The sequence below is a fragment of the Rhizobium grahamii CCGE 502 genome, assembly GCF_000298315.2.
Classification (GTDB): Bacteria; Pseudomonadota; Alphaproteobacteria; order Rhizobiales; family Rhizobiaceae; genus Rhizobium; species Rhizobium grahamii.
In genome coordinates, this window is the sequence record NZ_AEYE02000032.1 from 1 (window position 1) to 11018 (window position 11018).

The following is an 11018-nucleotide window of genomic DNA, read 5'->3' on the forward strand; positions in this document are numbered from 1 at the left end:
TCGAGACGTCGCCAATGTCCTTGGCGCCACCCTCGCTGAACTTCGCCGGAAGCGGCATCTCCGGAGGAACGTGGTCCGGGCCGCTCACACAGCCCGCGAGTAGGAGCAGAAGCGCCGGAGAGGCGAAGCGAAAAGATGCCATTAAAAATCTTCCTGTAACTCGACCAAATCTATTCTTGTCAGAAGCCTTCATGCTTCGCTATCGGCCGCGCTTCGCTCGTACGAGAAACACCATCCCGAAGCAGTTGGCGGCAATGTAACAACGAGTCTCATTTTCTCACAGTGCATTTATACAACACTCACGCTTCATTTTTTTGCGCCCGCGAGAAGAGCCGGCGGATGACAACGAAGAATGAGGGCACAAAGAAGATGCCGAGAGCGGTTGCTGCAAGCATGCCGCCAAGGACGCCGATGCCGATTGCGTTCTGTGCCGCCGAGCCCGCTCCGGTCGCAACCGCCAGCGGTACGACGCCCAAAATGAAGGCAAGCGATGTCATGATGATAGGACGCAGGCGCAGGCGCGCTGCCTCGAGCGTTGCCTCGAAGAGCCCCATTCCCGTTTCCATTCGGTCCTTTGCGAACTCGACGATCAGGATCGCGTTTTTCGCCGCTAGACCTATGGTCGTCAGCAGACCGACCTTGAAATAGACGTCGTTTGCCTGGCCAAAGAGCGTAGCGGCGGCAAGAGCCCCCAGCACACCCACCGGCACGGCCATGATGACCGAGAACGGGATCGACCAGCTTTCGTAAAGCGCTGCCAGGCAGAGGAAGACGACGAGCACTGAGATCGCATAGAGCATCGGCGCCTGTGAACCGGACAGGCGCTCCTGGTAGGAGATACCCTGCCAGGCCACGGTGTAGCCACCGCCCAGCTGTGCTGTCAGAGCTTCCATCTCGTTCATAGCGTCGCCGGAGCTGACGCCGGGTGCCGAGGCACCGTCGAGCGGGATGGCGCTCACCGCATTGAAGCGCGCCAGCGTCGGAGCGCCCTTGACCCATTCGGTGCGGGTAAAGGCCGAGAATGGCACCATCTCACCGCTCGAGTTGCGGGCGTACCAATGATCCAGATCGTTCGGCTGCATACGGAACGGAGCGTCGCCCTGCACGTAAACCGGCTTGATCTCGCCGTTCAGCGTGAAGTCGTTGACGTCGCGGCCTGTGAAGATGACCGAGAGCATCGAATTGACCGCGGTGATATCGACGCCCATCGCGCCGATCTTCTCCTGGTCGATGACGATCTTCATCTGCGGCTCGACTTCCTTGTTGTTGCTGCGCAGAGCGACGACTTTGCCGCTGGCGTTTGCCATCTGGATCAGCCGCTTCGACGCCGCATCCAGCGCTTCGGTGCCATGACCGCCAGTGTCGACGAGATACATGGAAAAGCCGCTCGAGACACCGAGGCCCTGGATGGCCGGCGGCAGCAGGGCGAAGACCTGCGCTTCTCGGTATGTGAAGAAGGTTTTGAGCGCACGCGTGACGACGGCCTGCGCATGCAGGTTCGGATCGGTGCGCTCCTTGAAATCCTTGAGCTTGGTGAACACGATCGCGCTATTCTGACCGGAGCCGTTGAAGCCGAAGCCAAGCGCACCAAAGACGGATTGGACGGCGTCCTTTTCGTTCTCCTGGTAGTATTTTTCGACCTTCTCGACCACAGCCTGGGTCTGCTGCGTCGTCGAGCCGGGAGGCGTAGTGACGATGGTGAGAAGAACGCCCTGGTCTTCCTGCGGCAGGAAGGAGCTTGGCAGGCGGTTGAAGAGATAAGCGCAACCGACGCCAATGAGAAGGAAGACGAGCATGACACGAATGGGCCGCTTCAGCAGATAACCGATGGACCGGACATAGCTGTTGGTAGAACGTGTGAAATTGCGGTTGAACCAGTCGCCGATCCGGTGCTTCTTGTGCTCGCTCACCGGCTTCAGCATCGTCGCGCACAGCGCCGGCGTCAGTACGATTGCGACCAGTGCGGAAAGCAGCATCGCGGAGACGATCGTCACGGAGAACTGACGATAGATGATGCCGGTTGAGCCGCCGAAGAATGCCATCGGGATGAAGACCGCCGTGAGCACAAGCGCGATGCCGACGATAGCGCCGGTGATCTCGCCCATCGACTTCTCTGTTGCTTCGAGCGGCGAAAGCTTTTCTTCCGTCATGATGCGTTCGACGTTCTCGACGACAACGATCGCGTCGTCGACGAGAAGGCCGATGGCGAGAACCATGGCGAACATCGTCAATGTGTTGATCGAATATCCCGCCATCGCGAGGATGCCGAAAGTGCCTAGCAGGACCACTGGCACAGCGATCGTCGGAATGATTGTCGCCCGGAGGTTCTGCAGGAAGACCAGTAGCACGATGAAGACGAGAACGATGGCTTCGATCAGGGTGTGGACGACCTTCTCGATCGACAGTTCGACGAAGGGGGTCGTGTCATAGGGATAGGTGATCTCCACGCCTTCCGGCAGGCCGCGGCTGATCGTGTCAAGGGCGGAGCGGACACGGTCGGCCGTATCGATGGCGTTGGCGCCGATGGCGAGGTTGACGGCAAAGCCGCTCGACGGCTGGCCGTTGTAGCGCGATGAGCCGCCGTAGCTTTCCTGGCCGATCTCGATGCGCGCGACGTCACTGAGGCGGACGGTGGAGCCGTCCTTCTCGACCTTCAGAATGATGTGTTCGAAGTCGGAAACGGTGGTGAGCTGGCTCTGCGCGGTGATGGTCACGTTGAGCTGCTGGCCGTCGACGGACGGCTGAGCGCCGAGCGATCCTACCGAAACCTGAGTGTTCTGCGCCTCGATCGCCGAGGTCACATCACCGGTCGTCAGCTGGTACTTCAACAGCTTGTAGGGATCCAGCCAGACGCGCATGGCGTAACCGGAACCGAAGATGTTGATGCTGCCGACGCCCTCGATACGCTGAATCTGGTCTTCGATCGAGGTCGACATGATGTTGCCGAGGTCAACCGAACTGCGCTTGCCATCGGTCGAAACGAGCGAGCCTACAAGCAGGATACTGGAGGTCGAGCGGGTGACGCTGATGCCGGCATCGATGACGTCGCCCGGCAGCTTGGACTGAACCAGCTGGAGCTTGTTCTGAACCTGAACCTGGGCGATGTCGGGGTCGGCGCTGGTGCCGAAGGTCAGCGAGATGCTGGCCGACCCTGTCGACGACGTCGATGTCATATAGGTCAGGTCGTCCAGACCGGTCATGCCGTCTTCAATGATCGTCGTCACCGACTTTTCGACCGTCTCGGCGCTCGCGCCACGATAGGTCGCGTTGATACGCACGGTGGTTGGCGCGATGTCGGGATATTGCGAAATCGACAGCGTGAAGATTGCGAGCAAGCCCGCGAGCATGATCGTGATCGCGATGACCCAAGCAAAGATTGGGCGTCGGATGAAAAACTTGGCCATTGGCTTACTGTTCCTGTGCGGCTCTGATCACGGTTCGTCGCGATTACTTCGCGGCGGGCTTTTGCGCTTCACCGGATGCGGCCTGGTCAGCGGGCACAACGATGCCCTTGTCGTTGATCTTCATCGGCATTGGCTTGACGGGCATGCCTGCCGTGATCGACTGCAGGCCGCTGACGATCAGTTGGTCGCCATCACTGATGCCCTCGGTTACGAGCCAGGCGTTGTTGGAAGGCGACGCATTCTCGAAAATGCGGGTCTCCACCTTGCCGTCAGCCGAGACGAACTGCGCGGTCAACTCGCCATTCGCGTTGCGGCTGGTGGCAAGCTGCGGCAGCGCGTAGCCCTGCTCGGCGCCAAGTTCCAGCGTGGCGCGGACGTACATGCCCGGCAGGATGACGTGGTCGGGGTTCGGAAAACGCACACGGATAATGAACGTGCCGGTCGTCTCACTGACGACGGACTTCGACATATCGAGTGTGCCCTTCTGGTCATACTCCTTGCCGTTCTCCAGGATGAGACGGAAGGCGGCGTTGCCGGCATTGCCCTTGACCTCGCCGCTTCGGATCGCGTCCCGAAGTCGCAGCAGATTGGTGCTTGATTCCGTCAGGAGGATATAGACCGGATCGAGTTGGCGAACGGTCGTGAGCGCCGTCGTCTGGTTGGCAGCGACGACGTTGCCGACGTTGTATGCTGTCTGGTCGATGACGCCGTCGAAGGGTGCGGTGATCTTGGTGTGGTCAACATCGATCTCGGCGGCGGTCAGTGCAGCCTTTGCGGATTCGACCTCGGCCTGCGCCTGCAGCAGGTTGGTGCGCGCCGTCTCAAGCTCGATCTGTGTCGCGCCGGACCCGACCAGACGCTGATAGCGGTCGAAATTGCTCTGGGCGCTCGGAACGCTGGCTTCCGCCTTGGCAATCGCGGCACGCGCCTGCGCCGCGGTTGCCAGATATGGAGCGTCCTCGATTTGATAGAGGATGTCGCCCTTCTTGACCTCGCCACCCTCTTTGAAAGGGATCTCGCGAATAATGCCGCTCACCTGCGGGCGAATGTCGGCGATCTGCGATGCCTCGGCGCGGCCGGGGAGAATCGTGGTGACGGGGAAGGTACCTTTGGTGAGCGATACGACACCAACCGGAGCGGCTTGCTGTGCCGCGGCGCCGGGAACACCAGCAGCCCCCTGCTTGTTGCCGCTATCGCTGCAAGCGGCGAGCACGCCGCCGATGGCAAGAGCAGATGAAACCAGGAAAAAGCGCCGTATCATAATGAATTCCTTGTGCCGTGGCGTGCGAACCAATGACCTACCTCAACGATGAAGTCCGGTCATCGATCCAGAATCAAATGCCACTGATCCGAATTTAAGAAAGACTTTACGAAGTGACGTAATTTATGAATCGTCACTTAGCAAGCGCTATTTTGCAGTGCGGCATCGACGAAAATGACGATCTGCTTTGCGCGGTGGACAAGGGTGTCCTTGTCGTCACGGGCGATCAGAACGGGATGCAGGACGCTCGCCAAGACATCGGCAACCGTGGTGGCGGCATCCTTTGGGCTGCTGCAACGATAGCGTCCCTTGGCGACACCTTCTCTTATGATGTCGTCCAGCTTCTGGACGATGCGCTCCCTATATCGATTGCCGGCCTCGAGCTTGGCTTGCACCGTCATCAGGACCATTTCGAAGATATAGGGGTTCTGCTGGATGTCCTGCAGGTGGCTATCGAGCAGACGTAGGACGAAGCGAAGCAACTGTTCGTTGGGAGGTAAGCCTTCATCGAAGGCCGCAAAGCGGTCCGCGACGTCGCCCAGATGTCGTTCTGCAATGGCGTCGACAAGGGCGGTCTTCGAACGGAAGTGCTTGAAGACGTTGGCAGGCGACATGCCGAGGGAAGCGGCAATATCGGCGATCGAAACGGCAACAAAACCGCGCTGACGGAACAACAATTCTGCCATCGACAGAATGTCTTCGCGAGTTTCCTCGGCCTTGCGTCTTGGCCTGCGTGCCATCCATTCCCCCGCCGGCTCGCGGCCGGCATCCCGTTTTGGCCGATGCTACCGCCAAGGACGGAAAGCCTGCAAGCCAATGTTGCAGTCTGCTCGCCAGGCGGTCTACGAGAAGTAGGGTGACAAGTTCTTGCGGATACGCTCGAGCGGTGTCGCGTCGCTGTCGTCTGGAACGAAACGCTGCGCTGTGATGGTCTCATAGGCCTTGATGTAGACGTCGGAGGTCTGCTCGATCAGCTCGACCGGAATCTCGGGAATTTCGTCCTTGTAGGGGTCACAGCGTTCAGCGACCCAGGCGCGCACGAAATCCTTGTCGAAGCTTGCTGGTCGTGTCCCTGCTTCAAAGCTTGCCTGATAGCTGTCGGCGAGCCAGTAGCGGCTGCTGTCCGGCGTGTGAATTTCGTCTGCGAGGATGATATTGCCGTTCTCGTCGGTGCCGAACTCGTATTTGGTATCGACGAGGATCAGACCCTGTTTGGCCGCGAGTTCCTGACCGCGGGCGAAGAGAGCCAGCGCGTAGCGCGAAAGCGCTTCCCATTGCTCCTTGGTCAGGAGCCCGTGCTCGACGATCTCGGTAGGCGTCAGCGGTTCGTCGTGGCCACCGTCGAATTCCTTGCTGGTCGGCGTGATGACTGGGGTTGGGAGTTTCTGGTTGTCGCGCATGCCGTCCGGCAGTCGCATGCCGTACATCTCGCGCTCGCCCTTCTTATAAAGAGTGAGGATCGAAGTTCCCGTCGTGCCGGCGAGATAGCCGCGAACGACGATTTCGACCGGCAGGATATCGAGACGCTTGCCGATGACAACATTCGGATCGGGATAGTCGAGAACGTGATTAGGGCAGATGTCCTTCGTCGCCTCGAACCAGTAGCGGGCCGTCTGCGTGAGAACCTGTCCCTTGTAGGGAATGCAGGTGAGGATGCGGTCGAAGGCGCTCAGTCTGTCCGTGCTGATGATGATGCGCCGCCCGTCCGGAAGGTCATAGTTCTCGCGCACCTTGCCACGATAGTAATTGGGGAGCTCTGGGAAATGGGCTTCGGAGAGGATTCGCACGGTCTCGACCATCCTTATGCATTGATCGTGAACTTTCCCCTTGCTCTAGTTCCATCACCGGGGATGTCAAGCAAAGCCGCTATTAAAGCCAGAAGAGATAGATAAGAAGAAGCGCAAGACCATAGCTCACCAGCGTCAGCGGGGCGCCGGCTTTCAGGAAGTCGCTGAACCGGTAGCTGCCGATGCCCATCGCCAGGGTATTGTTGTGGTGGCCGAAGGGCGTCAGGAAATCCAGTGAGGCGCCTGCGGCGACCGCGATCAGGTACGCCGATGGAGAGTGATGCGCGGTTGCCGCGAAGGCAACAGCGATCGGGCTCATGACGATCGCGACGGTTGCGTTGTTGACAAACGGTGTCAGGAGCATCGACAGAAAAAGGACGAGTGCTACCCCTGCGGTCGGTTCGGTTAGCGACGCCATCGAACCGAGTGCCGCTGCGATGACTTGGGCAGTGCCAGTTGTCGCGACCGCAGAACCTATTGGAATCATCGCGCCAAGCATGATGATGATCGGCCAGTTGAGGTCCGCCATTGCCTGGCGAATGTTCAGGTAATTGAGAAGAGCCAGAACAAGTACGACGCCGGCAAAGGCAACGTCAGGCGTGACAAGTTCGAAGCCCGTTGCCGCGACGCCCACGGCGAAGATGGCAAAGGGCCGCCAGGACGCCGACTTTGAGGGCGGTCGCTGCGCCGCAAGCGGTAGACATTCGCACTCGTCCAGCGCCTGGGCGATCGCTTCCCGCTCGCCCTCCAATACCAGAATGTCGCCTATTGAGAGCTGCAGATCGGCAAAGCGCCCCTCGATCCGCGGTGAGCGCATCGAGAGGGCCGACACGATAATGTCGCGGCTGCTGAACACCTCGAGAGAATGCAATCGTGAGCCGACCAGCGTGCTCTCAGGCATCACGACGGCCTCGACATAGTCGAGATCTGCAGGGGCCAGGCTGGGATGTCGCTGCGGAAGCAGTGTCCCGGCGGATTGCAGCCCCTCAAAGACCATGTGGTCCGCTTCAGCCAATAGCAGGTCGCCTGCCTCGATGACCAGTTTGTCGGGCATGCCGAAAAGAAACTTCTCATCACGAATGAGCGTATGCGGCTGCAGCGAGAATCGACCCGGCAGATCCGAAAGCCGTGTACCGATCAGCGATGAGCCCGCGGGGATGCGTCGCTCGGCAATCCTGCGTCTCGACGACGAGGTGGGCTCGGGCGGATCGCTCTCCTCGTTCGGAAAAAGCCTCGGCGCCAGCCAAGCGGTCATGATGATGCCGACGATCGCCACCGGCAGGCCGACATAGGCAAAGTCGAAAAGCCGAAAGCCCGTACCGCTTGCCTCTGCCAAGGCATTGCCGACGAGCATGTTCGCCGGCGTTCCGATCAGCGATACTATCCCGCCCAACAGGGCCGCAAAGGAAATCGGCATGATCAATTGCCGTTTCGGTATCGCCAGCGCGGCACTCACGCGCAGCGTTGCCGGCAAGGAGATCGAAAAGGCGCCGATGTCATTCATGAAGATGGAAATGAAACCGGCCGCTCCCGACAGGGTGGCTATGACAGCGGTATTCGAAAATCTGGCCCGCACGAAAAAATCCGCGAGCTGATCGAAGAGTTGCGCCCGCGCGAGCACTTGCACGATGAGGAGAATCTCGACGACCGTGATGACGACAGGGCTGGCAAAGCCAGAAAAGACCTGTTCGGTCGAATACAGGCGAAGAGCGTAGCCGGCGAGCAGTCCGGCGATTGCGACCACCTCGATGCGGAAACGCTCCAACGAAAACAGGACGAGCATCGCGAGCAGGAGGATCAGCAAGGATGCTTGCTCGAACGTCATGGTTTGCCCCGAACCTCAATCCACCGGTAGAATGTATCGGCTCGGGCCGTGCTGTATAGAGCGAAATATTGCAGTCGGTGCTCCGCCAAGGTGCTTAGGTCGTGACCTAGGCCGCAGGCCGGCGCCAGGTGCCGGTCTCGGTGATCTCCAGCATCGGAGTCGAAAACACGCCTGCTGTTCTTTCCCGCCATTGCGGACCGACAGTGTCGAGCGCCTCGCACCAGCGCTGCGATTGCAGCATTGCCGCACCGATGGCAACGGGCTCGACCCCGCAGCCGGCAAGAAGCTGCAACCCCGAAGCGATCGAGGCGCCGCTGGAAATGACGTCGTCGATAAGCGCCACGCGTCGTCCCTCCAGCAGCGGCAACATGCGCGGGTCTATATAAAGACGCTTTTGTTGGGTGGGTGTGGTAATCGACGAGAGCGCAACGGAAAGGTCATCCCGGTACCAGAATTTCCGAGACGTGCCGAGGGGCACATATCGCGTGTGTCCCAACTTCTGCGCCACGGCCGCAGCAAGCGTCAGCCCGAGCGTCGGCAGGCCGGCGACAACCTCCACCTTGAAGCGCTCCATCTTCTCGGCAAGCGATTGAGCCAGCACATCGAGCACTGCGAAGCTCGCCTGGTTGATGATTAGAGACGCCAAGGCATGCTGCCCGTCGGCCAGCACGCGCACCGGCAGGCGAAGCTGTCGGCCATCCTCTAGTTCGGTAACATAGCAAGACGAGACGTCGCCGCCGCTCGGGAAGGTGCCTGGATTGTGAATCTCCTGCCAAAACTCGTGCGTAGCCAATTCCGTCATGCCGTTACTTCCGTCTCGTCGTTTCCATACCCGCGCGCTGGCGCAGTTCCCTCAATTCCGCGTCCGTCAAGGCACGCACCGCTCCCTTCGGCAAGTCACCGAGCGCCAAATCGCCGATCGCGACCCGCACGAGACGAAGGCATTCGACATCCAGGGCTTCCAGCATGCGGCGGATCTGGCGGTTGCGGCCTTCATCGAGTTCGACCTCGATCCAGGCATTCTTTTCGCCGTTCCTCAATGATCTTGCCGAGATCGCCTTGAGAACCTCTCCATCGTGGCGGACGCCGTAGGTCATCTCGGCTAGCATCTCGCTGTCCATGATCCGATTGACCTGCACATGGTAGGTCTTGCTGACGTGGGTGAGGGGATCAAGCAGAGCCTGGGCGAACACGGTGTCGTTGGTAAAGAGCAGCAAGCCTTCGCTCGCTTTGTCCAAGCGTCCGACGGGCGACAGGTGCGGAACGTCGAAATCCGTGAGACGGTCATAGACGGTCGGGCGGCCTTCCGGGTCATCGCGTGTGGTCACCAGCCCACGCGGCTTGTTCAGCATGAGATAGATCTTCGCCTCGGCAACCACATTGGTCCCATCGACGCGGATCCTTGCCGATGTCAGGTCCACCCAGGCGGAGACGTCGGCGACTTTTCGTCCGTCAACCGAAACGCGACCCTCGAGGATCAGCCGTTCAGCCTGCGTTCGCGAACAGTAACCGAGCTTTGAAAGCGCGCGCGGCAGCGTCACACGCTTTGCCAGCGCTTCATCACTTGGTCTCGCGCGGTCGCGCGATGTCTGTATTGGGCGCCGCTGCCTCACCCTGTTTATTCCTGTCGGTTTCGGAGAAGTCGTAATGACACGAACAGGGGCACTATGCCAGCAAGCGCCAATCAAAACCGGGGACAACGAGACGATGAATTGACGTTCAATGGATGGAGCGAGAGGCGAGGGGAAGGCTGAAGAAACAAGAAGGCGCCAATGGCGCCATCTTCAATGTGTCTTCAGGCTAGGTCAGCAACATCTCAGTGGCGGGCCATGAAACCGGCGAGCTCCTGGCGGCTGATCACGATGCCCGCTGCCGCTTTGGCGGGATCGGGATGCGTATAGGATAGGAACGGCAATTCGGGCAGTTCAAGGGCTTGGCGCGTGTTCATGATGCCTACCGCCTTACGGCCGTTGACGCCATCAACACTGACTTCGACTATAAAATGTGCTTGCTTGCTCTCCATCAATAGTCCTCCCTTTATTCCAGCGGCGGTAGTAACGACGAAACTTGGTTTTTCTAAGACCAAAGTATTACGGACCGCGTTGATCTTCGGATCAAAGCGGTCCCGATATTAAGGCGGGCGCCCTACCGGCGTCGATCAGTGCCACCAATGGCGTGGAGGCTGCTGGCTGCCACTTAGGAGATATCCGGCTAGAAAGCCCATCGCAGCGGCGACCGCCAGGGCCGTCGTCGTCGCAGCCGCATGCTCACGGGCGGCGCCTGCGGCGGCCACACTCTCGGCGCGGATCTGGGCTACGGCACCCTTTGCTCGCGGCAGGGCATCATCATAAGCCTTGCCGGCGCGCTCGCGTACCTCGTAATAGGCTTCCGCCCCTTGCGCCGAGATCATTTTCTGCAGGCGGGATACGTCCTGCTGAAGTGCGGCGATGTCCTTGCTGACGGAAGCTTTGATGTCGTCGGTGGTGACAGCCATGTCTTTCTCCTTTCCTTTACACAAACGAGAACTCAAAAGAGCTGCGATAGGTTCCGGGTGGTCGGATCTGCAGGGCCGTGAGGGGCAAATGATCCTTTTTGGCCGAGTTTCAACCCTCTGGCACCGCTTTTGGGCGTTCTGTAAGGGACCTGGAGGGGTGGGAACGGAGCTCTTCGACCTGTCGGTAAGGGGATTTCGCGGCGTGCTTCCACGCGATCCTCCCTTGTGAATACCTCCCTCCGGAAAA

9 protein-coding genes are annotated in these 11018 nt (G+C 59.8%); all 9 read right to left on the bottom strand.

All coding sequences use genetic code 11. From position 1 onward, the window contains the following. Positions 1 to 299: 299 nt before the first annotated feature. The 9 genes from RGCCGE502_RS26345 to RGCCGE502_RS26385 all read right to left on the bottom strand — a co-directional run bounded on the left by RGCCGE502_RS26345 (position 300) and on the right by RGCCGE502_RS26385 (position 10771). Positions 300 to 3404 (bottom strand): efflux RND transporter permease subunit, encoded by a 3105-nt coding sequence (locus RGCCGE502_RS26345; RefSeq protein ID WP_016557260.1) that lies wholly within the window; start codon positions 3402 to 3404, stop codon positions 300 to 302. Between the two features lie 43 nt (positions 3405 to 3447). Next, on the bottom strand, positions 3448 to 4665 hold the full coding sequence (locus RGCCGE502_RS26350; RefSeq protein ID WP_016557261.1) for an efflux RND transporter periplasmic adaptor subunit: 1218 nt from the start codon (positions 4663 to 4665) through the stop codon (positions 3448 to 3450). Positions 4666 to 4802: 137 nt separating this feature from the next. Next, positions 4803 to 5405, bottom strand: coding sequence for a TetR family transcriptional regulator (locus tag RGCCGE502_RS26355; protein WP_016557262.1), 603 nt, complete (start codon positions 5403 to 5405; stop codon positions 4803 to 4805). A 102-nt stretch (positions 5406 to 5507) separates the two neighbouring features. Further along, positions 5508 to 6452, bottom strand: coding sequence for a phosphoribosylaminoimidazolesuccinocarboxamide synthase (locus RGCCGE502_RS26360; protein WP_016557263.1), 945 nt, complete (start codon positions 6450 to 6452; stop codon positions 5508 to 5510). Between the two features lie 82 nt (positions 6453 to 6534). Further along, positions 6535 to 8277 (bottom strand): SLC13 family permease, encoded by a 1743-nt coding sequence (locus RGCCGE502_RS26365; protein ID WP_016557264.1) that lies wholly within the window; start codon positions 8275 to 8277, stop codon positions 6535 to 6537. A 106-nt stretch (positions 8278 to 8383) separates the two neighbouring features. Next, positions 8384 to 9079, bottom strand: coding sequence for a phosphoribosyltransferase (locus RGCCGE502_RS26370; protein WP_016557265.1), 696 nt, complete (start codon positions 9077 to 9079; stop codon positions 8384 to 8386). Between the two features lie 4 nt (positions 9080 to 9083). After that, positions 9084 to 9890 (bottom strand): pseudouridine synthase, encoded by an 807-nt coding sequence (locus RGCCGE502_RS26375; protein ID WP_016557266.1) that lies wholly within the window; start codon positions 9888 to 9890, stop codon positions 9084 to 9086. Between the two features lie 203 nt (positions 9891 to 10093). Continuing rightward, positions 10094 to 10300 carry a hypothetical protein gene (locus RGCCGE502_RS26380; protein ID WP_016557267.1) on the bottom strand — a complete coding sequence of 69 codons (207 nt, stop codon included), beginning with the start codon at positions 10298 to 10300 and terminating at the stop codon, positions 10094 to 10096. Positions 10301 to 10435: 135 nt separating this feature from the next. Then, positions 10436 to 10771 carry a hypothetical protein gene (locus RGCCGE502_RS26385; protein WP_016557268.1) on the bottom strand — a complete coding sequence of 112 codons (336 nt, stop codon included), beginning with the start codon at positions 10769 to 10771 and terminating at the stop codon, positions 10436 to 10438. Between the last annotated feature and the right edge of the window lie 247 nt (positions 10772 to 11018).

What these genes read in the sequence shown, in the direction of transcription:
- RGCCGE502_RS26345 (WP_016557260.1), bottom strand. Translation starts at nt 3,404, where the DNA reads ATGGCCAAGTTTTTCATCCGACGCCCAATCTTTGCTTGGGTCATCGCG.
- RGCCGE502_RS26350 (WP_016557261.1), bottom strand. Translation starts at nt 4,665, where the DNA reads ATGATACGGCGCTTTTTCCTGGTTTCATCTGCTCTTGCCATCGGCGGC.
- RGCCGE502_RS26355 (WP_016557262.1), bottom strand. Translation starts at nt 5,405, where the DNA reads ATGGCACGCAGGCCAAGACGCAAGGCCGAGGAAACTCGCGAAGACATT.
- RGCCGE502_RS26365 (WP_016557264.1), bottom strand. Translation starts at nt 8,277, where the DNA reads ATGACGTTCGAGCAAGCATCCTTGCTGATCCTCCTGCTCGCGATGCTC.
- RGCCGE502_RS26370 (WP_016557265.1), bottom strand. Translation starts at nt 9,079, where the DNA reads ATGACGGAATTGGCTACGCACGAGTTTTGGCAGGAGATTCACAATCCA.
- RGCCGE502_RS26380 (WP_016557267.1), bottom strand. Translation starts at nt 10,300, where the DNA reads ATGGAGAGCAAGCAAGCACATTTTATAGTCGAAGTCAGTGTTGATGGC.
- RGCCGE502_RS26385 (WP_016557268.1), bottom strand. Translation starts at nt 10,771, where the DNA reads ATGGCTGTCACCACCGACGACATCAAAGCTTCCGTCAGCAAGGACATC.